This is a genomic window from Pseudomonas sp. Fl4BN1, assembly GCF_009908285.1.
Lineage (GTDB): Bacteria > Pseudomonadota > Gammaproteobacteria > Pseudomonadales > Pseudomonadaceae > Aquipseudomonas.
In genome coordinates, this window is the sequence record NZ_JAAARM010000061.1 from 1 (window position 1) to 24302 (window position 24302).

23 protein-coding genes, 1 tRNA gene and 3 pseudogenes are annotated in these 24302 nt (G+C 63.8%); 21 read left to right on the forward strand and 6 right to left on the reverse strand.

Annotation, left to right across the window (positions count from 1 at the left end):
* Together GV818_RS32790 and GV818_RS32795 are read left to right on the forward strand one after the other, a co-directional pair.
* Nucleotides 1-1017 (forward strand): ATP-binding cassette domain-containing protein (locus GV818_RS32790; protein ID WP_161778636.1); only part of this gene is annotated, 1017 nt, incomplete at its 5' end.
* Between the two features lie 322 nt (nt 1018-1339).
* Nucleotides 1340-1936, forward strand: coding sequence for an ATP phosphoribosyltransferase regulatory subunit (locus GV818_RS32795; protein ID WP_161778637.1), 597 nt, complete (start codon nt 1340-1342; stop codon nt 1934-1936).
* 34 nt (nt 1937-1970) lie between these two features.
* Here GV818_RS32795 and GV818_RS32800 read toward each other — a convergent pair whose 3' ends face one another.
* On the reverse strand, nt 1971-2738 hold the full coding sequence (locus GV818_RS32800; protein WP_161778638.1) for a helix-turn-helix transcriptional regulator: 768 nt from the start codon (nt 2736-2738) through the stop codon (nt 1971-1973).
* A gap of 172 nt (nt 2739-2910) precedes the next feature.
* Between GV818_RS32800 and GV818_RS32805 the strand changes: the two genes are divergently transcribed.
* Nucleotides 2911-3861 (forward strand): PDR/VanB family oxidoreductase, encoded by a 951-nt coding sequence (locus GV818_RS32805; RefSeq protein WP_161778639.1) that lies wholly within the window; start codon nt 2911-2913, stop codon nt 3859-3861.
* Nucleotides 3862-3901: 40 nt separating this feature from the next.
* Nucleotides 3902-4996, forward strand: coding sequence for an aromatic ring-hydroxylating dioxygenase subunit alpha (locus GV818_RS32810; RefSeq protein ID WP_161778640.1), 1095 nt, complete (start codon nt 3902-3904; stop codon nt 4994-4996).
* A 59-nt stretch (nt 4997-5055) separates the two neighbouring features.
* Here the strand turns inward: GV818_RS32810 and GV818_RS32815 are convergent, their stop codons facing one another.
* Nucleotides 5056-5865: a DUF4349 domain-containing protein gene (locus GV818_RS32815; RefSeq protein ID WP_161759707.1), complete on the reverse strand. Its 810-nt coding sequence runs from the start codon at nt 5863-5865 to the stop codon at nt 5056-5058.
* 364 nt (nt 5866-6229) lie between these two features.
* On the opposite strand from GV818_RS32815, the gene GV818_RS32820 reads away from it, so the two are divergent.
* The 3 genes from GV818_RS32820 (at nt 6230) to GV818_RS32830 (ending at nt 7537) form a co-directional block, all read left to right on the forward strand.
* A complete protein-coding gene (locus tag GV818_RS32820) occupies nt 6230-6790 on the forward strand; it encodes a DUF2975 domain-containing protein (protein ID WP_161759708.1) in 561 nt (186 codons plus the stop codon).
* 9 nt (nt 6791-6799) lie between these two features.
* On the forward strand, nt 6800-7030 hold the full coding sequence (locus GV818_RS32825) for a helix-turn-helix domain-containing protein (protein WP_123725008.1): 231 nt from the start codon (nt 6800-6802) through the stop codon (nt 7028-7030).
* Nucleotides 7031-7117: 87 nt separating this feature from the next.
* Complete coding sequence (locus GV818_RS32830) at nt 7118-7537, forward strand: PaaI family thioesterase (protein WP_161759710.1); 420 nt, start codon at nt 7118-7120, stop codon at nt 7535-7537.
* On the opposite strand, the gene rtcR is transcribed toward GV818_RS32830, so the two are convergent.
* Nucleotides 7534-9138, reverse strand: a complete 1605-nt coding sequence (gene rtcR / locus GV818_RS32835) for an RNA repair transcriptional activator RtcR (RefSeq protein ID WP_161778641.1) — start codon at nt 9136-9138, stop codon at nt 7534-7536. The genes GV818_RS32830 and rtcR overlap by 4 nt on opposite strands.
* A 204-nt stretch (nt 9139-9342) precedes the next feature.
* Between rtcR and GV818_RS32840 the strand changes: the two genes are divergently transcribed.
* The 10 genes from GV818_RS32840 to GV818_RS32885 all read left to right on the forward strand — a co-directional run bounded on the left by GV818_RS32840 (nt 9343) and on the right by GV818_RS32885 (nt 19135).
* The gene (locus GV818_RS32840) at nt 9343-10893 is read left to right on the forward strand and encodes an RNA-binding protein (protein WP_161759712.1); all 1551 of its coding nucleotides are present in this window, start codon (nt 9343-9345) and stop codon (nt 10891-10893) included.
* 296 nt (nt 10894-11189) lie between these two features.
* Nucleotides 11190-11333 (forward strand) — tRNA-OTHER (locus tag GV818_RS32845).
* A 309-nt stretch (nt 11334-11642) separates the two neighbouring features.
* On the forward strand, nt 11643-12869 hold the full coding sequence (locus GV818_RS32850) for an RtcB family protein (RefSeq protein ID WP_161759713.1): 1227 nt from the start codon (nt 11643-11645) through the stop codon (nt 12867-12869).
* A 4-nt stretch (nt 12870-12873) separates the two neighbouring features.
* The gene (locus GV818_RS32855) at nt 12874-14217 is read left to right on the forward strand and encodes a PBS lyase (RefSeq protein WP_161759714.1); all 1344 of its coding nucleotides are present in this window, start codon (nt 12874-12876) and stop codon (nt 14215-14217) included.
* A gap of 18 nt (nt 14218-14235) precedes the next feature.
* Nucleotides 14236-14883, forward strand: a complete 648-nt coding sequence (locus GV818_RS32860; protein ID WP_256679591.1) for a hypothetical protein — start codon at nt 14236-14238, stop codon at nt 14881-14883.
* A 14-nt stretch (nt 14884-14897) separates the two neighbouring features.
* Complete coding sequence (locus tag GV818_RS32865; RefSeq protein WP_161778642.1) at nt 14898-15686, forward strand: nucleotidyltransferase domain-containing protein; 789 nt, start codon at nt 14898-14900, stop codon at nt 15684-15686.
* Nucleotides 15687-15694: 8 nt separating this feature from the next.
* Complete coding sequence (rtcA, locus tag GV818_RS32870; RefSeq protein WP_161759716.1) at nt 15695-16723, forward strand: RNA 3'-terminal phosphate cyclase; 1029 nt, start codon at nt 15695-15697, stop codon at nt 16721-16723.
* A gap of 123 nt (nt 16724-16846) precedes the next feature.
* Nucleotides 16847-17974: a M50 family metallopeptidase gene (locus tag GV818_RS32875; RefSeq protein ID WP_161778643.1), complete on the forward strand. Its 1128-nt coding sequence runs from the start codon at nt 16847-16849 to the stop codon at nt 17972-17974.
* Between the two features lie 102 nt (nt 17975-18076).
* Nucleotides 18077-18370: a DUF3144 domain-containing protein gene (locus tag GV818_RS32880; RefSeq protein WP_161778644.1), complete on the forward strand. Its 294-nt coding sequence runs from the start codon at nt 18077-18079 to the stop codon at nt 18368-18370.
* A gap of 348 nt (nt 18371-18718) precedes the next feature.
* Nucleotides 18719-19135 carry a fascin domain-containing protein gene (locus tag GV818_RS32885; RefSeq protein ID WP_161759719.1) on the forward strand — a complete coding sequence of 139 codons (417 nt, stop codon included), beginning with the start codon at nt 18719-18721 and terminating at the stop codon, nt 19133-19135.
* 60 nt (nt 19136-19195) lie between these two features.
* On the opposite strand, the pseudogene GV818_RS32890 reads toward GV818_RS32885, so the two are convergent.
* A pseudogene (locus GV818_RS32890) lies at nt 19196-20088 on the reverse strand (LysR substrate-binding domain-containing protein).
* Between the two features lie 124 nt (nt 20089-20212).
* On the opposite strand from GV818_RS32890, the gene GV818_RS32895 reads away from it, so the two are divergent.
* From GV818_RS32895 to GV818_RS35225, 4 genes and pseudogenes are all read left to right on the forward strand, one after another.
* On the forward strand, nt 20213-20953 hold the full coding sequence (locus tag GV818_RS32895; RefSeq protein ID WP_161778645.1) for an SDR family NAD(P)-dependent oxidoreductase: 741 nt from the start codon (nt 20213-20215) through the stop codon (nt 20951-20953).
* Nucleotides 20954-20972: 19 nt separating this feature from the next.
* Nucleotides 20973-21188: a tautomerase family protein gene (locus GV818_RS32900; protein ID WP_161759722.1), complete on the forward strand. Its 216-nt coding sequence runs from the start codon at nt 20973-20975 to the stop codon at nt 21186-21188.
* 375 nt (nt 21189-21563) lie between these two features.
* Nucleotides 21564-22202 (forward strand): annotated as a pseudogene (locus GV818_RS35220) (cache domain-containing protein); the annotation flags it as partial.
* Between the two features lie 582 nt (nt 22203-22784).
* Nucleotides 22785-23324, forward strand: a pseudogene (locus GV818_RS35225) (methyl-accepting chemotaxis protein); the annotation flags it as partial.
* Between the two features lie 41 nt (nt 23325-23365).
* Here the strand turns inward: GV818_RS35225 and GV818_RS32910 are convergent.
* Nucleotides 23366-23737 (reverse strand): hypothetical protein, encoded by a 372-nt coding sequence (locus GV818_RS32910; protein WP_161778646.1) that lies wholly within the window; start codon nt 23735-23737, stop codon nt 23366-23368.
* Between the two features lie 82 nt (nt 23738-23819).
* Nucleotides 23820-24302: hypothetical protein (locus GV818_RS32915; protein ID WP_218586319.1), on the reverse strand; the 483-nt coding region annotated here is incomplete at its 5' end.

Below are 24302 nucleotides of genomic sequence, written 5' to 3' on the forward strand. Positions count from 1 at the left end.
GATTACCCCGGGCTGTGCCAGGCCGATACCCTCACGGGGCGCTGCTTGTCGCGGGTGTCGACCATCAACTGTGAGCCACGGCCCGCGACGGGCCAGTTGCAGTTGCGCGATCTGTCTTTGCACAACCTGCACAACGTCAGTGTGGCCATTCCCACCGGGGTGTTGACGGTGGTCACCGGCGTCGCCGGGTCCGGCAAGAGCACGTTGGTCAACCGTCTGCTGCCGCGCAACTACCCTGACGCGGTGTTGATCGACCAGGGCGCGCTGGGTGGCACTCGGCGTTCGTCAGTGGTGAGCTACATCGGCGCGCTCGATGCCGTTCGAGCGCTGTTTGCCCGCACCAGCGGCCAACCCGTCAGCTTGTTCAGCAACAATGCACAGGGCGCCTGCCCGGCATGCAAAGGGCTGGGCTTGATCTACACCGACCTGGCGTTCATGGACAGCGTCGAGACGCCCTGCGAGGCATGCGCCAGCACCGGCTTCAGCCAAGCGGCGCGTGCGGTCACTTGGCAGGGGCTGAACATTGCGCAGGTTCTGGGTGTTTGCGTGACCGAGGCCATGGCGTTCTTTATCGGGCAGACCGAGATCATCGACTTCTTGAGGCGCCTGGTGCGGGTGGGGTTGGGTTATGTCGCTCTCGGGCAGCGCCTGAGCACGCTTTCAGGGGGCGAGCGCCAGCGCCTGAAGCTGGCCTCGCGCCTGGAAGGCGATGGCAGCCTGTACCTTTTCGACGAGCCCACCACCGGGCTGCACAGGGCTGATGTCGACCGGCTGCTGGGCTTGTTCGATGAGCTGACGCACAAGGGTCATACGGTGATTGTCGTCGAACACAATCTGGACGTTATCGCCCATGCCGACTGGTTGATTGAAATGGGCCCGGGTGCCGGTCACAAGGGCGGAGCAGTGATCTTCGAAGGCACGCCGCTGGCGATGCTGGAGGCATCCGGCTCGATTACCGGTGCGTTTCTGAGAACCCATGCAACACCTCGCCCAGGCGCTGTTGCCGCATGGCGTTGAGAGCGCCAGGGTGGATCCGCTCGGCGCGGCGAGCCGCCGGGCTTGTCAGTGATCGCGACGGCATGTCAGGATGCGCGATGATTTTTTCCCGCTGCCGTACTCGTCTCCATCATCACCGGACCTCATCCCAGGGGCCGTGGTCGCGTATGCGCATCGAGCCGTCAGTGATCCGCTCCCGCAATCACTGACCGTTGAGATACCACCAAGGCGCCCTGCAGGGCGCCTTTTTTATTGCCTGTCAAATACCCAGAGGAAATACCCATGACCATGCTCCGTGGCACCCGAATGATCACCGGCGAACAAGCCGCTGCCCTGCGTATCCTTGAAGGAAGGTTTCGGAGCTGGCTTCATCGAAGCGGCTGCTGAAGAAGTCATAGTCCCGGCGCTGTGGGGCCAGGACACGTTTATCGACAAGGCCGGCGGCAGCGAAGTGATTGGCCAGATGTGGGCCTTCAACGACAAGGCCGGCCGCCCTTGCTGCCTGATTCCGGAAGCTACGGCGCTGTTTCAGGAAAGCGCCGACGCACTGCTGGCCGGGCGCCGGCAGGCGAGCTTTTTCTACGTGGCGCGCTGCTACCGCTACGAGCGTCCGCAAGCGGGCCGCTACCGTGAGTTCACCCAATTGGGCCTGGAGATACTCGGCCCCGATCCCGAGCAGGCGCTGGAGTCCGCTCGCGCATTGTGCGTGGGTTTTCTGGATTCTCTGGGCTTGGCCTATGAGCTCAATCTTGGGGTCAAGCGCGGTCTGACCTATTACCTCAATGGCGAAGGTTTCGAGGTGCGGTGTCCGAGCCTGGGGGCGCAGCAGCAAGTGGTGGGGGCGGGGGCTTATCGCCAGGGCGCCGGCTTCGGCATCGGCCTGGAACGCCTGCTGCTGGCGCTGGAAGCCCAGGGCCTCTGGCTCATGCCGCGGCAATGAGCAGGCCTGGCTCTACGCCACTGGCCTGGCGCAGTCAGCCGCCGAGGAACAGGGCAAACAGCTGGCTGCGAAAGTTGATCCCGAGCCGTTCGAAAGCCCGGTTGCGATAGGTCTTTACCGTGCTTTCCTTGAGCCCCAGGTCGGCGGCGATACCGGCATGCGTCATGCCCAGCAGCAGGCGGGTGCAGATCTCGATCTCCTGGGGCGTCAGGCCGGGGCAGTGTGCGAGCAGCCGGTGTCGCTGGTCCCGGGTTTGCAGCTGCTCGCTCAGGGCCAGGTGGCCGCGTAGCAATTGCAGCAGGGCGGGGTTGAGGGCTTCGCACATGTGCAGTTCGTGATCGCTGAAGGTGCCCTGGTCACGGTGCCGGTAGAGGTTGAACAGGGTTGGCCGGTCCTGCTCGTCGAGGTACAGGCTGGACAGCCGTTCGCTGATGCCGTGGCGTAGATAGATGCTTTCCCTGTAAGGGGTGAAGCGGATGTCCTGGGCCCGTAGATGGCCCATTTGCCCGGGCATCTGCCGCAGTGATTCGAACAATGGGTCGTGACGATGGTAGCGCTCGACATACGCCTGCCCACAGCGCATCACCAGGCCGGTGTCGTGGTGCCGGGTGCCGGCCAGGAGCAATTGCGCCCGGTTGTCGCTGATGCGCAGCAAGGAGAAATGTTGGCAGTTGGCCCATTGGCCGAGGTAGCTCAGCAGCGCGCTGGGAAACGCCTGGGTTCCCAGGGTGCAGGCCAGTTGGCTGAAATGCTCGAGTTCCATTGGCAAGGCTGAAGCCTGCTGGGGGCTTGGGCTGATCATGGCATCACGGCTGGTTATTGTTGTTCTGGGTCTGGAAGATCAACCAATGGTTAACCTGTTAACGAGTGTCTGGCAGTGTGCAGTCGATCCCGTGGCCTGTCCACCTCGTGGGGGACAGTGGTTTGTGGCAGGCGATCGTAATCTGGCGCCTATCCCGCTGATCAGGACTGCCATGAACCTTCATCCTTTACGCCTGCGCGTCACCGGGTACTCGGCTCAGGCCAGGGACGTGATGCAGATCGAGTTGGCAGCCATCGACGGTCGGCCATTGCCGCCTTTTACCGCTGGCGCCCATCTGGAAATCCTCCTGGACGGTCACGGCCTGCGTCACTATTCGCTGCTCAACGATCCAGCCGAGCGTCACCGCTATGTGCTTGCGGTCGGCCTGGCGCCGGATACCCGAGGCGGTTCGCGGTATCTGCACCAGCAACTGCGGGTAGGCGACACCCTGGCCTGCAGTGCGCCACGTAATGGTTTCGCGCTGGATCAGGACCTTGAGCGTTATTGCCTGCTGGCCGCTGGCATTGGCATTACGCCGATCCTTTCCATGGCGCGCTGGTGCCAGGCCCAAGGCAGGGACTGGCGGCTGATCTACTGCGCGCGCAATCAGCATCGCGCAGCGTTTTATGAAGTCCTGCGCGAACTGGCCAGCGAGCGGGTGAGCTGGCACTTCAGCGATGAGCCCGGGGGACGCCTGGACCCCGGCCAACTGTTGAACTCCTTGCGCGACGGCGAGCACCTCTATGGCTGCGGACCTGCCTCTTTGCTCGACGCGCTGCAGGCGCAGGCAGGGGCCTTGGCTGAACGCCTGCATTTCGAACGCTTCAGCGCTGCGCCAGTGAGCGTGGCAGGGGAGCAGGGGTTCAACCTGGTGCTGCGGCGCCAGGGTCTGAGCCTGTGGGTGCCGCCGTCGCAGAGCATTCTCGAGACCCTGGAGGCGCACGGCATTCAGGTGCCGTTTGCCTGCCGCTCGGGTATCTGCGGCAGCTGCGAAACCACCGTGTGCGCCGGGGTGCCGGAGCACCGTGATCTGATTCTTTCCGATGCCGAAAAGGCCGCGGGCCGCAGCCTGATGGTCTGCGTCTCGCGTACCTCAAGTGCCACGCTGGAGCTGGACCTGTGAGCCGCCGCGTTGCCACCCGTCCTTTGAAGAGGAAGCTGCCATGTCCCTGCCTACCCCGCAATTGATCACCCATGCGCGCAAGGCCAACGAGCCGATGGCCAATCGCGATACGCCCTTTATCTACAACGAGTGGTACGTCGCGGCGTTCACTCATGAGGTCGGTCGCCACTTGCTGGCTCGGCGCCTGCTGGATCGCCGGGTGGTGCTGTTCCGCACCCTGGCCGGTGACGCGGTGGCGCTGGAGGATCGCTGCGCCCACCGTTCGTTTCCACTGTCACGCAGTGAGCTGGACGGTGACAGCATTGTCTGTGGCTACCACGGCTTTCGTTATGACGCGGCCGGTGATCTGGTCGAGGTGCCGTCGCAAAAGACCTGCCCGCGCGGTATCGGCGTGCGTCGCTACCCGTTGCTGAGCCAGGGGCCATTGCTGTGGATCTGGCTGGGCGACGCCGAACGGGCCGACACCGCACAGATTCCGCCGCTGGCCTGGATCGACGCCGCGGAGTGGGCCTGCACCAGTGGTTATTTCCACCACCCGGGCAACTATGTCAGCTTGCACGAAAACCTCATGGACCTGACCCACCTGAGTTTCCTGCATGCCAACACCATTGGCACTCCCGACTATGCCAGTGCGCCTTACAAGCTCGATCTCAAGGAAGGGCATTACCGCCTGATCCGTGAGGTGGTGCCGACCACCCTGGCGCCGGTATGGGGCCAGACCACAGGGCTTGGGCAATGCGCCACGGCGGCGCGGATCGCCACGTCGGAGTTCCTCTCACCCGGCCTGCACCAGGTCAGCGTGAGCTTCTACGACAGTGCCTTGCCGGCCGCGCAGCGTGAACAGTTCAATATCCGCACGGCGCATATCCTCACCCCGGAAACCACCGGCAGCCTGCACTATTTCATTGTCCACGGGCGCGACTTTGCCCGGCACGACCAGGCCCTGGGGCAGTTCATGCATGAGCAGCTGTTCGCGGCGTTCAATGAGGATGTCGAGGGGCTAGGGGCGCTGGAGGCCGCGCTGGATGCTCAGGATGAGCATCATTATGAAATCTCCGTGGCCAGCGACGCGCCAGCCGTGGCTACACGCATGTACCTGAAACGGCGTGCCGAGGCTGAGCGTCAGGCCGGCTGAACGGTGTTTGCCAGTGCCCTTGTCCACTCCCAAGAGGCAGGGCACCGGCATGCCCGGTGTCAGTGATTGCGTGGCGCAGGGCGACGCACGAACTTGCGCCACAGCCAGACCCACAGCAGCGCCAGGGGGAAGGCCATGATCAAGAAGGGCAGGGCATGGCTGCCTTTCTCCAGGGCTGCGGCAGTGCCGTCGGCCAGGTTGTTCGGCAGGTCGCTGAAGGCGCGCTTGAGGCTTGAACCGCGTTCTGCGCCGTCACTGGGCAGGAAGTTCAGGGTCAGGCGGTTGGTGTCCAGGCGGCGCTGGTGTCCGGCAGCCGTCTGGGCCAGGGCTTGCAGGTCGTTCTCGATTCCCGCCTGCTCCTTGCTCAGGGCAATCAGGTCGCTGACGCTGATGTCCTTGCGTGCCGCCAGTTCATCCAGGCGTTGTTGCTGGCCCTTGAGCCGTTGCTGCTGGCGCTGCACATCGGCCACGGCGTCGGCCAGGTCTTCGGCGCTGGTGATGCGTTCGCCGACCTGGGCGCCTTCGGATGCCAGGCCGACGATGGGCTCGACCCCTTCGGGGGCAATGCGCAGGATCACCTGGGCGCTGTAGGGGCCCTGTTCCAGGCGCAGGATGTTGCAGGCGCCGAACTTGGCGCTTTCACAGGCTTCGCGGGTTTGCTCCAGGCGCGGGCCGATCTGTGCGGCCGGCAGCGACAGGCGCAGTTCATGCTCGTAGGCCAGCAGGGCGCCGGCCTTGCCCTGGGCACCACCGAGGGCCACCGCGGAGCTGTTGTGATCACTGGGAGAGCAGGCGCTGAGGGCCAGGGCGCCCAGCAGGGCAAAGGCCAGTCGGCGTGGGATGGAAGGGTGATCGTCCTGATGTTGCATGGGGGCTCCTTGAATACTTGAAACTGCGACTAGGGCGCAGGCGCGCATCTTAGCGCTCTTCTCGGAGTGGCTACGATCTTGTTGTGGTGCATGAAAGCCAAATACTGCCCAGGCACTTCGTTGCGCAAGATCGCTCGCAGCGATGCGGCCGTTCGTAATCGGCTTAGGCGCATCGTCACCCAGCCGATAGGGTTGGCCCACAGCTGGCGAACACAGCCAACAAGGTCGTCGTCCCTGTCTAAGGCTACCCTGCAACGAAGATCGGTTTAATAGGAAATTAATTAGTGATTTACGTATAAAAATTATTGCTACACGATAATTTTATTTGTATTGTCTGCGCCTCAATCATTCATGAGGCAAGCCGATGTCCCTTAACCCTCTCGCTCAATTTAGCCAGCGTATGGCTGTTCTAACGCTGGTGTTCATTACGTGCATGCTGGTTTTCAATGCCGCGCTGTGGGTCTTTCCGATACTGGGGTCAAGCGATGGATTGGGGGTGGGATTTTCACTAAGCGGAATGATGCTCAACCAGCTTGCGGTAAAAATTGAAATGCTTGCATGGTGGCAAGTATTAGGGGCGATTCTGGTCTCCAGTGTGCCTTTGGTCGCCTTGGCCAGTGGCTTGAATCACCTTCGTCGCCTGTTTCAGGGATATGCCCGTGGCGAGTATTTTTCCAGTAGCGCTGCCGTTCACTTGGGGAAAGTGGGGCGCGGGGTCGTGCTTTGGGTGGTTTCAGGTTTTATATGTACGCCGCTACTGAGCATTCTGGTCACCCTGCATGCGCCACCCGGCGAGCATATTTTTACCGTCAGCTTCACGCCTGCCGATTTCGTCGCTCTTTTCCTTGCCGGATGCATTGCTGTGATAGCCCGGATCTTGGTGCATGCGAGTGAAGTCGACTCTGAAAATCAAACTTTTGTGTAAGGTCACTTCATGACAATCATTATTGAGTTGGATGTGATGCTGGCGAAGCGAAAGGTGAAATCAAAAGACCTTGCAGCAGCGATTGGCATCAACGAACAAAATCTGTCCTTGTTGAAGCAAGGCAAGGTCAAGGGTGTGCGCCTCAGTACTCTTGAAGCGATTTGTCGCCATTTGAGCTGCCAGCCTGGTGACCTGTTGGTGTATCAACCGCAACCCTACGTTTTGACCGACTCTGTTTAGTTGCCTCATTGCGAGCTGCTGGCTGTAGGGCTCTGGAGGCTGGCGTTGGTGACTACCCATCGGACTACCTTTTTCAAGGAAAACACCATGAGTGAAGCGACTATCCCCCAGGGTTTCAGTCCCTTGCCCCGCAGCAGTCCGCTGCTGGAGCTGATCGGCCCGGTCTATGGTCGCGGCAGTGGCCGTGAGCTGTGCCTCGGTCTGCGTGCCGACACCCGGCATGCCAACGGCCGGGGCACGGTGCATGGCGGCATCATCGCCACCCTGGCGGACATCGGCATGGGGTATGCCATGGCGTTTTCCAGCGATCCGCCGCTGCCCTTGATCACTGCCAGCATGACCCTCGACTACCTGGGTGCGGTGCAGGTAGGGGATTGGATCGAGGTGCGCCTGGAGCATGCCAAGCGCGGTCGGCAGATGGCCTTTGCCACGGTGCTGCTGCGGGTCGGCGAACGTGAAGTGGCGCGGGCCAGCGGGGTGTTCGCGGTGCCGGCACCGCGGGATTAGTCGCCGGGGGTGATCTGCTTCCAGTCCAGGCCGAAACGCGCCAGGTATTTGCGCAGGCGGTCGGCGTCGTTGGGGTTGGCCTTGCCCAGGCGTGACACGCCGAACAGCCGGCGCCCGGCATCCGACAGGCTGTCGGCGCGACGGCATTCGGCAATCACCGCCTTGAGTTGCAGGCGGTCGAACAGGTCCAGTTCCACCTCGTCGCCCAGTAGTGCCTGCAGTTCGTCCTCTTCGTTCTCCAGGCCCCAGGCGTGGCGCAGGCGCTGGATCTCCTCCTCGGCCTGGGCCTGGTCGATGCGCCCGCTGTCGGCCAGGGTCGCCATGCGGGTGATGGACGCCGACAGTTCGCGAAAGTTGCCCAGCCACGCCGCTTCGCCGGAGCTGGCAAAGGCCAGGTAACGGCGTCGGGCTTCCAGGTTGAAACGCACCAGTTGCCCTTGCTCGCGGGCATGGCGCTCCAGCTCGAAATCGATGTTCGGCTCGATGTCTTCACGGCGCCCGGCGAGCCCCGGCAGGTCGAAGGTCCAGAGGTTGATCCGGGCATACAGGTCTTCGCGGAACAGGCCCTGGGCGACCCGCCCGCGCAGGTCGCGGTGGGTGCCGGCGATGATCAGGAAATCGCTGTCCACTTCCTTGTCCGAGCCCATGGGGAAGAAGCGTTTCTCCTCGACGGCCTTGAGCAGCATTGCCTGTTCGTCCAGTCCCAGCTCGCCGATCTCGTCGAGGAACAGCATGCCGCCGTCCGCTGCCCGCAGCAGGCCGTCCCGGGCATTCTGCGCGCCGGTGAAGGCGCCCTTGATATGGCCGAACAACGCCGACATGGCGCCGTCGCCGCGCAGGGTGGCGCAGTTGACCTCGACAAAGCGCCCCTGCACCTGATGCCGGCTGCGTTTGAGTTCATAGATGCGCCGCGCCAGGAACGACTTGCCGGCGCCGGTGGGGCCGATCAGCAGCATCGGCGCCTTGGAGCGTACGGCCACGCGCTCGATCTGCTCGATGGAGCGGTTGAAGGCCGGGTTGCGGGTGGCGATCCCCGACTTGAGGAAGGCCAGGCCTTCCAGGCGCTTGTGGGCGAAGCGCGAGGCGATGCGGTCGTAGCGCGACAGGTCGAGGTCGATCAGCGCATGGGTGCCGGTGGCGTGTTCCCCCGGGTCACGGCGCCGCGCCGGCGAAGTCTGGATCAGCCGCGCCGGCAGGTAGCGTGCCTCGGTCAGCAGGAACCAGCAGATCTGCGCCACGTGGGTGCCGGTGGTGATGTGTACCAGGTAGTCCTCGCGCTCGGTGTCGAACGGGTAGGCGCTGGTGAAGTCGTGCAGGGCGCCGTACACCTCCTCGAAATCCCAGGGGTTGTTCAGGCCCATGGGGTGCAGGCGCACCTCGGTCTCCGGCGACACCTGGCGCACGTCATCGGCGATGCGCCCGGCCAGGCTGATGTCCCGGGCATCGATGCCGTGGATCAGCTCCAGCCGGTGGATCAGCACGTCCTGCTGCTGGCACAGGCCGACGCTGGGCCGCCAGTGGCTCCAGCGGTTGGCGCCCTTGCCGACGCGATCGAGGGTGGCACCGACAAAACCGATGGCGACCGTGGGCTTGCTCGACATGTTTATACCTGAAGATAAATAGCGATAAGCAAGGATATAAAATTATCGAAGTGTTTGTCGCGCTGTTGGTTTTCTAAAAGCCGATTAAAAATTAAAACCCTTTAAAATCAATAAGTTGAAAAATAAATTCAGCTAAAAACAAAACCTGGCACAGCGTCTGCAGTGTATCTGGCAACGAACAAGACAACAGAGCGAGACGCCAAGATGGCCAACATCCAGCTGTTCAATACCCAACAGGCAAGTGCTTCAGCCAGCGACACGCTGAATGCTTCCAAGGCGCCGGCTTATGCCTACAACGCCAAGCACCGCCTGGCCCAGCTGGCCGTGACCGGTTGCCTGAACTCGACCTTCTACACCTCGCCTGAAGGTCAGCTGGATGCGGTGCTGCAATTGGTCAGCGAGCTCGACAGCCGCTTTGTCGCCCAGGCGGCCCGTTACGCTCGGCAGCAAGGCCATATGAAAGACATGCCGGCGCTGTTGCTGGCGGCGCTGACGGCGCAACGCTCGGCCCTGGTGCCGGAGCTGTTCGCCCAGGTCGTGGACAACGGCAAGATGCTGCGCAACTTCGTGCAGATCCTGCGCAGCGGTGTGACCGGCCGCAAGTCCCTGGGTTCGCAGCCCAAGCGCCTGGTGCAGAACTGGTTGAACAACGCCACCGAGCGTCAGTTGTTGCAGGCCTCGGTGGGTAACCAGCCCTCGCTGGCGGACGTGGTGAAGATGGTTCACCCCAAGCCAAGCGATGCCTGGCGCGAAGCCTTCTTTGCCTGGTTGATCGGCAAGCCGGTGGATGTGCAGGCGCTGCCGGAGCTGACCCGCGCCTTGCTGGCTTTTCGCAGCGGTGCGACCAGCCAAGTGCCACAGGTGCCGTTCCAGTTGCTCGGCAACGAAACCCTGAGCCGCGAGCAATGGGCAGAGCAGGCGCGCAACATGGGCTGGCAGGGGCTGCGCATGAACCTCAACACCCTGGCCCGCCATGGCGCGTTCCAGGTGCCGGGTTGCACCGAGTATGTGGCGGCGCGGCTGGCGGATGCTGCCGAAGTGGCCAAGGCCCGGGTCTACCCGTACCAGTTGCTGGCGGCGTACCGCATGGCGGGAGAGGAGGTGCCGCAGCAGGTCCGCGAGGCGTTGCAGGATGCCTTGGAGCTGTCGCTGGCCAACGTGCCGACGCTGCAAGGCGCGGTGGTGGTGTGCCCGGATGTCTCGGGGTCGATGCACAGCCCGGTCACCGGTTATCGCCAGGGCGCCACCACGGCGGTGCGTTGCATCGATGTGGCGGCACTGGTGGCGGCAGCGGTGTTGCGCAAGCAGCCAGAGGCGCGGGTCATGCCGTTCGAGCGGGGGGTGGTGAATATCCGCCTCAACCCTCGGGACAGCGTGATGAGCAATGCGCAGAAGCTGGCGGCCATCGGTGGTGGCGGCACCAACTGCTCGGCGCCCCTGGCGCAACTGGCCATGACCCGGGCCAAGGTGGACACCTTGATCCTGGTCTCGGACAACGAGTCGTGGATCGATGCGCGGCGCCATGGGGCGACTGAAACCCTGCGTCAGTGGGAGCGGATCAAGGCCATCAACCCGCAGGCGCGGCTGGTGTGCATCGATATGCAGCCCGGGGCCAGTACCCAGGCGCCGGACCGCGAGGACATCCTCAACGTCGGGGGGTTCAGTGACGCGGTGTTCGATGTGATCGAGCAGTTCACCGCGGGCCACTACGGTGCGCAGCACTGGGTGAAGGCGATCGAGGCGCTGGCGCCCTGATCGGCAATAAATGAGATAAACCGTGCGCCGCTGACCCGGCGCACGCCAAAGATTTCTTGATCATTGGCCCTGAATGCCGCTGTGACTACATCCAAAGACGTCTCAGCAGATTTTGTCAGGGCCCGTGAGGGCACGAATGCCAGTGGCTGTACATCATGGTTATGCCGGTTCGATTCCGGCTATCAGTCACTCCTCTTGTCGTGCCAGCTTTTTTGTTCAGCGGTTTTTGCGACGAATGCTGATGGAACTACATCTCAGGTTCGAGGTGCGGGTTCGACTCCCGCCGGTGCTGGAAAGCGGCACTGTGGTTCAACGGTCAGAACACGAACGCACTGTTTCATCGACCCTTGTCGTCGCAGCGTTTTACCCCGCGTCAGCGGGTTGGCAGCGAATGCCACAGGTACTACATCGTGTCGCGGGTTCGAACCCCGCCAGCCGCCAGGCTGTAGCTCAGTCGGTAGAGCAAATGTGCCTGTTCCCTTGTCGCTGCCCGCGGGCCTGGCCTGCAACCATTACTGATTGACCCGGCGAATGCCGGTGGAACTACAGGACAGCGTGGTCGCGGGTTCGATTCCCGCCAACCGCAAGGGGCTAGCTCAGTGGCAGAGCGCGCTGCATGTTTCACCACTTTTTGTCGCCGTAGAATGCCGGACAGCGCTCCGGCATACCGTATAACCTCAGGCGCCCCAGGCACCTGTATGGAACAGAATCGGGCCGGATCGCCGGCCACAGGAAGAAGAGTCAAGCATATGGAACACAAGACCTACCAACTGCTGGAAGTGGCCAACGGCAAGCCGATCAAGATGTGGACCCAGGGCGTACCCGTGGAAAGCGAAGCCCGCCAGCAATTGATGAACACCGCGAAGATGCCGTTCATCTTCAAGCACCTGGCAGTGATGCCCGATGTGCACCTGGGTAAGGGTTCGACCATCGGCAGCGTGATCCCCACCGTGGGCGCGATCATTCCGGCGGCGGTGGGGGTGGATATCGGCTGCGGGATGATTGCCGCACGCACTTCGCTGACCGCCTCGGACCTGCCGGATAACCTGGCCGGGTTGCGCAGCGCCATCGAGCAGGCGGTGCCCCATGGTCGTACTTCACCCCGTAGCGGTCGCGATAAGGGCGCCTGGGGCGATGTACCGCAGCAGACCGACCTGGCCTGGGCGGCCTTGCAGCCACGGTTCAAGGCGATCACCGATAAGTACCCGGCGCTGGCCAACAGCAACAATCGCCAGCACCTGGGAACCCTGGGTGGCGGGAACCACTTCATCGAGGTCTGCCTGGATGAAGCCAACCGGGTCTGGTTTATGCTGCACAGCGGGTCCCGTGGCGTAGGTAACGCCATCGGCAACCTGTTCATTCACCTGGCCCAGGCGGATATGCGTCAGCACCTGGCCAACCTGCCGGACCGTGACCTGGCCTACTTCGAGGAAGGCAGCCAGCACTTCGATGATTACGTCGAAGCCGTAGCCTGGGCCCAGGATTTTGCCCGGCACAACCGCGAGCTGATGATGCAACTGGTGATCCAGGCCACCCGCAAGGTGATCAGCAAGCCGTTCGAAGTGGCGCTGGAGGCGGTGAACTGCCACCACAACTACGTGCAGAAAGAGCGCCACTTCGGTGAAGAGGTGCTGGTGACCCGCAAGGGCGCGGTGTCGGCGAAGAAGGGCGAGCTGGGGATCATCCCGGGGTCGATGGGGGCCAAGAGCTTCATCGTTCGCGGGTTGGGTAACGAAGAGGCGTTCTGCTCCTGCAGCCACGGCGCAGGGCGGGTGATGAGCCGGACCAAGGCCAAGAACACCTTTACCCTGGCCGACCAGATCCGCGCCACGGCCCACGTGGAATGCCGCAAGGATGAAGCAGTGATCGATGAAATCCCGATGGCCTACAAGGACATCGACCAAGTCATGCACGCCCAGCGCGAGCTGGTGGAAGTGCTGCACACCTTGCGTCAGGTGGTGTGCGTAAAGGGGTAGAACAATGGACGACATGGAAGCCTTGATACCGGTCCCGCTCAGCTGGCACTACCAGCTGAGCGACTACGAAGCCCGCCGCGTGCGGGAGGTGATGGAAGCATTGGACAGGCACCGCGCCTGGCTGGAACTGAGCCGCTTCGGCAACGGTTTCGTGCGTCAGGCCGCCGTGCGCGGCCTGGCCGCGCAGCCTTCGGCCGAGGCCCTGGCGGCCTTGCTGGAACGCCTCAACGACTGGGTGCCCCAGGTGCGTCAGGAGGCGGCCGCGGCGGTCGAGGCCTACCTGGCGCCGGAACATGCCGGGCTGCTGTTGCAGACCCTGGCGCCGCTGCTGGCCCTGGCGAGCAAGCAGCGGGCGGACCACGGCACAACCCTGGCACGGGCCCGCTCGGTGCTGCAGATGGCTCAGGTGAGCGCTGAGGTTGAAGGCGCCTTTGGCACGTGTCGGGGCAAGGCCGCGCGCTTTGTCTTCGAGCTGTTGCTGGAAGGTGTGGCCGACCGGGCGGCGTTGCTGACCCTGGCCTTGCGGCACCCTGAGGTCAGCGTTCGGCAGATGGCCGTGGATGCCTGTGGGGAACTGGCGCCAGAGCAGTCGCTGCCGTTGCTGGAAGAGGTGATGCGTCATGGCGGCGCCAGTGTCCGGGTCAAGGCCCTGCGGCTGCTGTTGCCGTTGCTGGCCGACCCTCGGGAGTATCTGCGCCAGGCCTTGCTCGACCCTTCGGGAGCCTTGCGCTGCCTGGCCCATTGGGCGGCGCCGCGCCACCAGCTGGACCCGCGGCAAGTGCTGCTGGATCGGTTGCAGCAACCGGCACCGCGGAACAAGCGTGGCTGGCTGGGCTTGCTCAGCCTGATCAACGAACTGCAGGAGTCCGCGGGCGATGCCATGGTGCGACAGGCACTGCTGTCGCCGGCGCCCAAGGTGCGTCTGCTGGCCCTGCAAAGCCTTGGCGAGCGCGGCATGGCCGAGCAATTGACGGCCCTGGACGACCCCTCGGACAAGGTCTTCGACTGCGCCCTGGGCCTGTTGCGCCAGCAGTCCTGGGCAGTGTTCGACGAAGCCCTGGAACAGCGCCTGGACCTGCACTGGCATGACCTGCCGAAGGCACGGCGCTGGGCCCTGCTGGCCCTCAAGCCCAGTTGGCGGCAACTGGAATACCTGCTGTGGCGCCTGGGGCAGGCGACGGATGAGCGCGCTTATTGGCGCGATGCCCTGGGGAGCTGGTGCGATTCGCGCTACGGAATGTTCGATCCGGTGACCCCCAAGCCGCTGCGTGAGGCCTTGGTGCAACGGGTGAAAGCCCTGGAAGAAACCGGTGAATTACCTGCAGGCTCGTTGACGCGCCTGTTGTGACGCAAGGAGAGATTTGTCATGCAATCAGCCCTGCTGGTACCGATCGAGAATGAACAGGGGCAGGCCTTGCGCCGGCAGATGAAAGAGGCGTTCTGCGTCTTCGAATTCGTCGTGCTGGCCGTGGCACCACAGGCCAGTGTGGACCTCGAGCTGCATCGCCAGGCACTGAGCGTGTTGTACCGGCAGTTGCAGCAAGAGCGCCGCGATGCCTTACGGCGAATGCGCGAAGACCCGCGTCATGCCGATATCGGCGACGGTGAGCCGATGCGCTGGGAGGTGGAGCGGGCCCAGCCCCGGGAACTGGATGCCGAGCAAATTCGCCAGTTGACCCTGATCAAGCCTGCGGGCGACTCCCTGGCGTTGTACCCGGCCTTCAGCGATCCGCCTTACGGCACGCAGTTTGCCGAGAAGGGTGAGTGCCCCGAGGCGATCTTCCAGCAATGGCTGGCGCTGCTGGGGCTGGAGCCCGAGGCCGGGCCGGTGGTGATCGACTGGGTGAGCAATCTGGAACTGGAGTGGGTGACCGAGGCCCGCGTGGGCCCGGAAATACCGCCCTGGAGCGATTATTTTGATGAGGGCCTGGAGTGGTGGGGCGTCTGGTGCTTGAGCATCTGGAACCCCGAGCGGCGGACTCTTGCGGTATTGATGGCCAGTGCCACGGATTGAACAGGATATTGACAATGGAAGCGGTAGAGCGTCACCCCCTGAGTCGCGCCATGCGCGAACGGGTGCTGGAAGAATTGGCGCGCATCGAGCGCGAACGCAATGTAACGGTGCTGTATGCCTGCGAGTCGGGCAGCCGCGCCTGGGGCTTTGCCTCCACCGACAGTGACTACGATGTGCGCTTTGTCTATGTGGAAAAACCCGAGTGGTTCATCCAGGTGGATGCCGCGCGCGACGTGATCGAACGCCCGCTGGACGATGAACTGGACATCAGCGGCTGGGAGCTGCGCAAGACCCTCGGGCTGTTGCGCAAGTCCAACCCGACCCTGCTGGAATGGCTGGATTCACCCCTGGTGTATCGCAGTGAACCCGCGGCGGCCGCGCGGCTGCGGGAGTTGGCGCAAGCGTTCTATAGCCCGCCCGCGGCGCGTAATCATTATCTGTCGATGGCCAAGAAGAACTTTCGCGGTTACCTGCAAGGCGAGAGCGTGCGGCTCAAGAAATACTTCTACGTGCTCCGACCTTTATTGGCGGTGCGCTGGATCGATCAAGGTCGCGGCCGACCGCCGATGACCTTCGCTGATCTACTGAGCACGGTCGACGATCAGCCACTGCTGGATGAAGTGGATGAGTTGCTGGCGCTCAAGCGCAGTGCCGACGAGTCCGCTTACGGACCGCGGCGCCAGGCGCTGCACGCCTTTATCGCCGCCGAGCTGGAACGCCCGGTGCCGAAGCTTGCGCGCACCCATCAAGACAACGCGGTGCTGGACGACTACTTGAGAGCAACCGTCCACCACTACGCCTAAGGAATGTGATGAAACAGGATGTAATCGAACTGGACGGCGCCATCGGCGGCGGCCAGGTACTGCGCAGCGCCCTGAGCCTGTCGATGCTCACCGGCAAGACCCTGCGGATCGTCAACATACGGGCCAAGCGCAGCCGCCCGGGGCTGATGCGTCAGCACCTGACGGCGGTGCAGGCAGCGGCCGAGGTCTGCGGCGCCAGCACCTCGGGAGTCGAGCTCGGCTCCCAGGCCCTGACCTTCGAGCCGGGGCCGATTCGTGGCGGTGACTACCGCTTCGCCATCGGTACCGCCGGCAGCTGCACCCTGGTGTTGCAGACCTTGCTGCCGGCTTTGCTGCACGCGCCTGAACCGAGCCGCGTCAGTATCAGCGGCGGCACCCACAACCCGCTGGCGCCACCGGTGGACTTCCTCCAGCAGGCCTGGCTGCCGCAGTTGCGGCGCATGGGTGGGCGGGTGGAGCTGCAACTGTTGCGTCATGGATTCGTCCCGGCCGGCGGCGGCGAGCTGGAGGCGTTTATCCAGCCCTCGACCCTGCAGCCTCTGCACCTTGAGCAGCGCGGTGCGCTGCTCGGACGCCGGGCCTGGGCTCTCAGTGCCGGTCTGCCCGAGCATGTGGCGGAACGCGAGTTGCGCCGGGTCGGCAACCGCCTGGACCTGCCCTGGGAACACCTGAGCCCGGTGCAGTTGGACGAGCAATACGGCCCGGGCAATGTCTTGCTGCTGGAGTTTGTCTTCGAGCACCTGACCGAGCTGTTCAGCGCTTTCGGGCAGAACAGCCTGCGGGCCGAGAAAGTCGCGGACCTGGCCATCGATCAGGCCCGTGACTGGTTGGATTCCGATGCCGCGGTGGCGGAGCACCTGGCCGACCAATTGCTGTTGCCCATGGCCCTGGCCGGCGGCGGCCGCTTCACCACCGTGCGCATGACCGAGCACCTGCAAAGCAATATCGCGGTGATCGAGGCTTTCCTGCCGGTGCGCATCGACTGCCAGTCCCTTGGCGACAAGCTGTTGCAGGTCGAATGCCGGCCACTGGGCTGAGCGCTGGGCTCCTCGGAACCTGCGGCTCGACAGCTTTATCTGCTCCAGCGGGTTGAACGAGAAGGGTGGAAACTGGCAGTCTGCGCGCCCGCACCAACAGTCGTACATCCAAGGAAGGCCGTGATGCACAGCAACAAGGGGCTCGGCGCCCTGAACACCCTGATACGCGGCTTGCAGGCGGTCCTGGGCCTGGCGGGCTGGTTGGGCGCGGCGCTGATTCTGGGCCTGCACCTGCGCTCCGATCTGGAGCCATTTCTGTCGATGATCCTGGCCTTTGGGTTGGTGATAGCGGCTGTGGTGGTGCATGAAGGCGGCCACTACCTGGGCGCCAGGCTCAATGCGATGCCGGTGCTGCTGATGCGGGTCGCGGCCGTGGAGGTCCAGGTACAGCGTCGAGGCTGGCAAGCGCGCTGGTCGCCGCAGCTCAAGGGCCGCCGGCTGGGCGGCCTGGTGATGGCCGCGAGCAATCCCCAGCGCCCGTTGCGCCGGCAGATGCTGTGGATGGTGGTGATGGGGCCCTTGCTCAACCTGCTGGTGGGCCTGGCGTGCCTGGGGCTCGGGTGGTCCACCCAGGGCCTGGTGTCTGCCGTGGCCCTGGCGTTTGCCGCGATCAACCTGAGCATGGCGCTGGCCAATCTGCTGCCGACCTTGAGTGGGCATGCCAGTGATGGGGTGGTGCTGATCGCCTGGTGGCTGCACCGCGACGACCAGCGTGACGAACTGGCCCAGGCGCGCTTGCTGGCGCTGATGGTGGCTGGGGTGCCCTGCGAGCAGCTGCCGGCTGCCGATATTGCCCTGCTGGCCCAAGGACCGATGCCCCAGCCCTTGATGGCCATCGATTACCGCCTCGGTGCGCTGTTGAACCAGGGCGACTGGCAGGCGGCCGGGCAACTGGAGCAGGAGCTGGAGGCGCTGCTGCAGACGCATGCGCAGTCACTGACGGGGATGAGCACTTTGATCACCCTGCTGCGCATCGAGCTGGGTTTTGTCCGTGCTTGCCTGCAGCAGGACGCCAGCTGCCTGTGGGACGACTGGATGAACCGCGACCTTGAGTGGTTTGCCCCTTGGCTGCGCCCACGCTGCGAGGCCCTGCGCGCTTTTTTGCAGGGCGACCGGCAACAGGGTGAAGCGCATCTGCAGCGGGCCTTGCAGGCGGCGGAAAACAGCGTAGTGCGCTCGCAATATCCCAGTGAAGCGATCCTCGCGCAGTACCTGCGGGCCTTGCCAGTGGCATCCTGCGGCCCCGCCTGAGCCCTGCATCTGTGTGCCGACCGTGGAAAACCATCGGCCTTGCGGGTGCAAACCTCTTATACTGCGGCGCTTTATTTTTCCAGCCAGCAAGAGGAACGCTCCGTGGCCAATGAAACGGATCAGGATTTCTACAACCGTGCCGACGCCATCATCGAATTGGCAAACACCCATATCGCCGACAGCAGCCGGGGTAAGTCCAGCGCTTCGCTGATGTACGCCAACTCGCGTTTCAGTGCCTGGGTCAGCGCTTGCGGTTGCCGCAATGCCGAGGAGCTGGCCGCGGCCAAGCAGCAGGCGGTGGAGTATTTCGTCGAGGAGTTTCGCCTGATGCTGGAAGAGAACCTCACCGACTATGTCGAGAATTTCGACCTGTACATGGGTCACAAGCAGGACTGAAAGAGTCGCGTCACCCCCTTCCTTCGAACGGCCCCGGGTCTTGCGCCCGGGATGCTGTTCCGGCACCCGATGGCCGACCCTGTGCAGGCTCGAAAGCCCCCGGTTTTAATCGCCGAGAGTGGCCTGTTTTCGGCCTTGAATAGCGCTTTGATCTGAGCCCGCCACCACCACCTCAACCGTTGGTCCTGTTGTCTTTGCCACGTCCTGAGAGCGGCCAATGGCTTGACTACACTGCGCCTGCGGCAGGCAGTCCAGCGCCGTCGAGCCTTCCTGCGGGAGGCCCGGCGGGTGGTCGCCGCAGCTCCCGCAGGAGCCAGGAACACAGCCAATCAACAAGGAGTGCCAATCATGATCGTCATACCACAACGCAATATCGACAACGGCAGTGTCATCTCGCTGCGCGGCGATTCGGGCAACTACATGTCGCGGATGGGCGCCACCGGCCTCGAACTCTCCAAGGGGGCCATCGATCAGTACAGCAAGTTCAAGGTGGTGCTGATACAGATCGGCGGCGACAAGAAACTCGCACTGCAGGGCGACACTGGCAAGTTCATGTCGCGGATGGGCGCGACGGGGCTTGAGCTGTCCAAGGACAGCATCGATCAGTACTGCCAGTTCACCTATGCCATCGACAACGCCAGCGGGCAGATTTCCCTGCGCGGTGACAACGGCAAGTGGATGTCCCGCATGGGCGATACCGGACTGCAGTTGTCCAAGGACGCCATCGATCGCTACAGCCAGTTCCTGCTGGTACTGGAGGGCTGAGGTTGTCTCGCTGAAGTATCAAGCCGCAGGGGCAATGACTCTGTGGCTTGAACGGTCCGCTCAAGCAGGCGGTTGCAGTGCTCGAGAAACCCCCTGGCTCTGCTGCAACAGAAAGTCGATGAACACCCGCACCCGCTGCGGCACATGTCGAGCCTCGGGGTAGAGCAGGATGAACGGCCGCGTGCGGCCGCCGAAGGCCTGCAGCACCTCCACCAGTTCGCCGCGGTCCAGCTCCTTCTGCACACTGAAACGATAAGCCTGCATCAACCCGGCGCCGCTTTTGGCCAGCATCACGGTGGCCAGGAAATCTTCAAGGCAGGTGAAGCTGCCGCAGGTGTCCAGCTCCACTGGCTTGCCATTCACCCGGAAGGCCCAGGGCACCTTGCGTCCGGTGCTGGGCAGCGCGAACTGGATGCACTGGTGCCCAGCCAGGGCCTCGAGGTTGTCCGGGACGCCGACGCGTTTCAGGTAGTCGGGGGTCGCCACCACCACCAGTTCGGCGTCTTCCAGGCGCCGGGCAATCAGGTTGGAATCCGCTGCTTCGCGACCGCGAATCGCCAGGTCGTAGCCGTCTTCGGCGAAATCGATATTGCGGTTGCTCACGTGCAGGTCGATCTGCACCTGGGGATAGTGCTGGTGGAACAGCGGCAGCCAGGGCATCAGGCGGAAATAGGCGTAGGGCGTCGGCAGGCTGATGCGCAACAGGCCGGAGGCCACGCTCTGGTTGCCGCTGACCTGGCGCTCGGCCTCCACCAGTTGGGTCAGGGCCTGGCGACATTCCTGGTAGTAGGCACGGCCGGCCTCGCTGAGACGCATCTGCCGGGTGGTACGCACGAACAGGCGTACGCCGAGCCGTTCCTCCAGGCGGCCGCAGCGGTAAAGCTGGCGGTTTCCGCGGCCAGGCAGAACAGCTCGATGCTGCCCAGTTGAAGATCGTCGAAGTGCCGGCTCATGGCGTGCTCATTAATTACATTGGGTATCAATTGAAGTGCTGTGCGTCTTATTTTTCAATCATTGATTGTTATTTAAAGTCGCTCCACATCACGGGCCACCGGCTCGATCAACGGGAGCAAGCACATGAACACACCTCGTACCGTCATCGTCACCGGTGCCTCCAGCGGCCTGGGCTTCGCCATTGCCGAGGCCTATCTCAAGCGTGGCGACAATGTGCTCGGCAACGGGCGCAGCCTGGCACGCCTGGAGCAAGCCGCCGCACGCCTGGGCAATCCGTCGAACCTGCGGCTGGTGGCCGGCGACATCGGTCAGTCGCAGACCACCCAACGCCTTTTCGATGAGGCTCTGGCGAGTTTCGGCCAGGTCGACATCCTGATCAGCAACGCCGGGATCTTCATTCCCAAGCCGGTGGGCGACTACACCGAGGAGGACTTCGATGCCATTGTCAGCACCAACCTCAAGGGCTTCTTCTACCCGGCCCAGGCGGCGGCCCGGCACATGGCGGCCCGGGGCACCGGGCACATTGTCGCGATCACCGCGTCGATCGCCCTGCAAGCCAACACCAAGGTGCCGGCGCTGTTGCCGGTGCTGGTCAAGGGCGGCCTGAACCAGGCAGTTCGCGCCCTGGCGCTGGAACTGGCTGCCTCCCAGGTAATGGTCAACGGGGTGGCCCCAGGGATCATCGATACGCCGCTGCACCAGGCCGACGAGCAGGCCCGGAAGGGGCTCAAGACCCTGGCTCCGACCGGCCGCATCGGTTCGGCGCAGGATGTGGTGGAGGCGGTGCTGTACCTGACCGACTCGACGTTTGTCACCGGCACGGTACTGGCCGTGGACGGCGGTTCCGCCAGCGGTGTCTGGTAAACGCAAGCAGGAGCAGAACATGCCATACGTGAAGATCCAGGTGACCCAGGAAGGGGTCACCGCCGAACACAAGCGAGCCCTGATCGAGGGGGTGACCGAGTTGCTGCAGCGGGTGCTGAACAAACCTCCAGCCTCGACCTTCGTGGTGATCGAGGAGATCCCGACCGACAACTGGGGCGTCGGCGGCGAGACGGTGACTGCGCTTCGCCAGCGCGAGCGCGACGGGCAGGGTTGAAGGCTGCCGCCGGACGCCGGTCAGAATCCGCAAGGGCGTGATCGGCGTCACTCTTTTCTCAAGTGAACCGTAGCAGTGGTCGATAACCTCTGAATGCCCATCGATATGGAGTTCGTCATGGCCTTGCTACCGGTTCGTCTGTCTCATCGTTTGACCCTCGGCAGTGTGCTGCTGTTGCTGTTCACGGCGTTGGCGGTATTCGCCGTGATGACTTTGCGGGGACAACCCCGAGTGGTGGAGGCGAGCTCGGCATTGATCGAACAGACTGGCAGCGCCATCGTCCGTCAACTGGCGTTGCAGTTGGCGGGCATCGAAGGCGTGACGGCGAGCATGGCCCATCTGGTAGAGGGGCTGCCCAAGGAGCCGGCGCTGTTCATGGCGACCTTGCCCAAGGTCATCGACCACGAAGGCGACAAGGCGATTGCCGGCGGCGGGATCTGGCCGCAGCCCAATGCCTTCGCCCCCGGCGTTGAGCGCCGCAGTTTCTTCTGGGCCCGCAGCGATGCCGGGCCCCTGGCGTTTTCCGATGACTACAACGCCGCCGACAGCGCCGGTTATCACCATGAAGCCTGGTACACCGGCGCGAGCAGCAGTGTGCCGGGGCGTTGCCTGTGGTCCGAGGCGTACCAGGACCCGGTGACCCAGGTGCCGATGACCACTTGCAGCGTGCCCTATCGCCAGGACGGCGCCTTTGCCGGGGTCGCCACCATCGACCTGCGCCTGGACGACTTGGCACGGTTTCTCAAGGAGCAGGGTTCGGTCACCGGCGGTTATGCCTTTGCCCTGGACCAGTCCGGTAACGTCCTGTACTTCCCGGATGCCCAGGCCAGCGGCGGGGCGCAGATGCTCAGCTTCGAGGCCTTGAGCAAGCAGCAGCCCTGGTTGAGCCCGGTGGCCGAGGCCCTGGCCAAGACGGCGGCGCGCCCCGGTCAGGTGCGCAGCCTGGACCTGGCGGAAGATGGCCGGTTGCAGGAAGCGGTGCGGGTCAGCCTGTTCTCCATGCCCGGCAGTGGCTGGACCATCGGCCTGGTGACCCCGGAGCAGAAAGTCACCGGCCTGGCGCGGGCCATGACCACCGAGATCCTGTTGTTCCTCCTGCCGTTGCTGGCCTTGCTGCTGTTCTTTGCCTGGCTGGGCGGCCACAAGCTGATCGCCCAGCTGGAGGAAACCACCCAGCAGATCGACGCCCTGGGACGTGGCCAAGCCACTGACAACGCCGAGCTGCATGTGGCCCGGGCCGACGAGATCGGCGCCTTGCGCGGAGCGGTCAATCGCTATGCCGGGCAGTTGCGGCAGATGCTGCAGAAAATCGCCAGTGAAGCCCGGCAGTTGCACGGTGAAGCCGGGCGCCTGGGGGAACTGAGCAGCACCCTGGCCCTGCGCGCCGAGCAGCAGCGCCAGGAAAACACTCAGCTGGCCACGGCCATCACCGAGATGTCCTCCAGTGCCCTGGAGGTCGCGGAAAATACCAACAACTGCGCCGACACCGCGCGCCAGTCACTGCTGGTGGTGCAGGACGGCCAGCAGAAGGTCAATGCCAACAGCCAGTCGATCCAGCAGTTGTCCACGGAAATGGCCGAGGCAACAGCAGTGATCCAGCGCCTGGAGCAGGACAGCCAACAAGTCGGTGCGGTGCTGGACGTGATCAAGGCAATCTCCGAGCAGACCAACCTGCTGGCACTGAACGCCGCCATCGAGGCGGCTCGTGCCGGGGAGCAGGGCCGCGGTTTTGCGGTGGTCGCGGATGAAGTGCGGACCCTGGCCGGCCGCACCCAGACCTCGGCCAACGAGATCAGCGGGATGATCGGCGATTTGCAGCACGCCTCGCGCCAGGCGGTGCAAGCGATCCAGGCCGGCGAGGCGCGGACCCGCCAGGCGGTGGGCGAGGCCTCCGGGGCTTCGGACGCGCTGTCCAGCACCGTGACCAGCTTCGACGATATCTCCCAGCGGGCGCAGCAGATCGCCGTGGCGGCGCAGCAGCAGAGCCACGTGACTCAGGAGATCAATGAGTTGGCGGTGCGGATCCACGGCATCAGCGAAGACAATGCCCGCGACGCCCAGGCCCTGGACAAGGTCAGCGAGGCCATGCAGGCCCTGTCCGGGCGCCTGTCGCACCTGAGCCAGGGGCACAGCTGAGGCCGGCAGGCCTGGCCGCCCTCCGTCCGGGGGGCGGCGCTCTATTGATTCCCAAGCACATGCAGCACCAGGTCCGCCGAGTCTTCACTGAGCAGGGGCGGTGCCTGGTGTTGCGCTTTGCTCAGTAGGAACAGTGCACCGGGCGCGGTTTCGGCGGGCATCGAGAAGTATGGGTACAAGCGATTTTTCAGCGACTCGGCGTAGCGCAGTACGATGCCTTGCGGCTCGCTGCCGATGCTCGCCAGTTGCCCGCAGCAGTGCAGTCGCAATGAACTGAAGGCGCCGTGCTTCGGCTGCAGTGCCAGCACTGTCGATCCTCCGTGGCGGCTCTTGCGGATCGCTCGGGCCAGGGCGTTGAACTCGGCGCTGGTGGCGTGCAGCTGCAGGGTGGAACCGGCCTGGATGACAAACATCGGCAGTGTCCTGGCGACAGTGGAGACGGGCTGGGCATCGGTGCCGGCCAGCGAAGTGGGGTCATGCGCTGATGGCTCAGTCTCAGCGCTGAGTGAACATGACCAGCAGGAAATTCATCAGCAGCCCCGTGGCCACCCAAGCAAAGCCCGACAGAAAGCCCTTGAACCACCGCCCCGGAGCCATCCGCCGCGCCTGGTAGCGGGCAATCAGGGTGCCGATCAGCGCCCCGGGAAAGTCGAACAGATAGAACAGCCAACCCATGACATCGATCGGCGAGGAGATCCACAGGCTCATCAGCTGCAAGTGTGCGGACAGGGCCAGGGCGACCCCGGTGAACAGTGCCAGGGGCGGCCGGGTCAACAGCAACAGGCCAAGGATCAGTGCCTGGGGCAACCAGTAAAAAGCGAAATTCTCCCAGAAGTAGCCACCGGAGTTCGAGGCTCGCCCGGCAGCCACCAGCAACCCCCAGAGCACGGCAGCGGCGGCGGGTAGATGGGCGCGGGTCAGGGATGGAGTCAACGGCGGGCGGGTGGACATGGACATGTTCTCGATGATCGATGGCGC

Coding starts and splice junctions, on each gene's coding strand:
- GV818_RS32855 (WP_161759714.1), top strand. CDS start 12,874: ATGGACGACATGGAAGCCTTGATACCGGTCCCGCTCAGCTGGCACTAC.
- GV818_RS32865 (WP_161778642.1), top strand. CDS start 14,898: ATGGAAGCGGTAGAGCGTCACCCCCTGAGTCGCGCCATGCGCGAACGG.
- GV818_RS32885 (WP_161759719.1), top strand. CDS start 18,719: ATGATCGTCATACCACAACGCAATATCGACAACGGCAGTGTCATCTCG.
- GV818_RS32820 (WP_161759708.1), top strand. CDS start 6,230: ATGTCCCTTAACCCTCTCGCTCAATTTAGCCAGCGTATGGCTGTTCTA.
- GV818_RS32850 (WP_161759713.1), top strand. CDS start 11,643: ATGGAACACAAGACCTACCAACTGCTGGAAGTGGCCAACGGCAAGCCG.
- GV818_RS32815 (WP_161759707.1), bottom strand. CDS start 5,865: ATGCAACATCAGGACGATCACCCTTCCATCCCACGCCGACTGGCCTTT.
- GV818_RS32875 (WP_161778643.1), top strand. CDS start 16,847: ATGCACAGCAACAAGGGGCTCGGCGCCCTGAACACCCTGATACGCGGC.
- GV818_RS32825 (WP_123725008.1), top strand. CDS start 6,800: ATGACAATCATTATTGAGTTGGATGTGATGCTGGCGAAGCGAAAGGTG.
- rtcA (WP_161759716.1), top strand. CDS start 15,695: ATGAAACAGGATGTAATCGAACTGGACGGCGCCATCGGCGGCGGCCAG.
- rtcR (WP_161778641.1), bottom strand. CDS start 9,138: ATGTCGAGCAAGCCCACGGTCGCCATCGGTTTTGTCGGTGCCACCCTC.
- GV818_RS32810 (WP_161778640.1), top strand. CDS start 3,902: ATGTCCCTGCCTACCCCGCAATTGATCACCCATGCGCGCAAGGCCAAC.
- GV818_RS32900 (WP_161759722.1), top strand. CDS start 20,973: ATGCCATACGTGAAGATCCAGGTGACCCAGGAAGGGGTCACCGCCGAA.
- GV818_RS32840 (WP_161759712.1), top strand. CDS start 9,343: ATGGCCAACATCCAGCTGTTCAATACCCAACAGGCAAGTGCTTCAGCC.
- GV818_RS32805 (WP_161778639.1), top strand. CDS start 2,911: ATGAACCTTCATCCTTTACGCCTGCGCGTCACCGGGTACTCGGCTCAG.
- GV818_RS32860 (WP_256679591.1), top strand. CDS start 14,236: ATGCAATCAGCCCTGCTGGTACCGATCGAGAATGAACAGGGGCAGGCC.
- GV818_RS32830 (WP_161759710.1), top strand. CDS start 7,118: ATGAGTGAAGCGACTATCCCCCAGGGTTTCAGTCCCTTGCCCCGCAGC.
- GV818_RS32800 (WP_161778638.1), bottom strand. CDS start 2,738: ATGATCAGCCCAAGCCCCCAGCAGGCTTCAGCCTTGCCAATGGAACTC.
- GV818_RS32910 (WP_161778646.1), bottom strand. CDS start 23,737: ATGTTTGTCATCCAGGCCGGTTCCACCCTGCAGCTGCACGCCACCAGC.
- GV818_RS32895 (WP_161778645.1), top strand. CDS start 20,213: ATGAACACACCTCGTACCGTCATCGTCACCGGTGCCTCCAGCGGCCTG.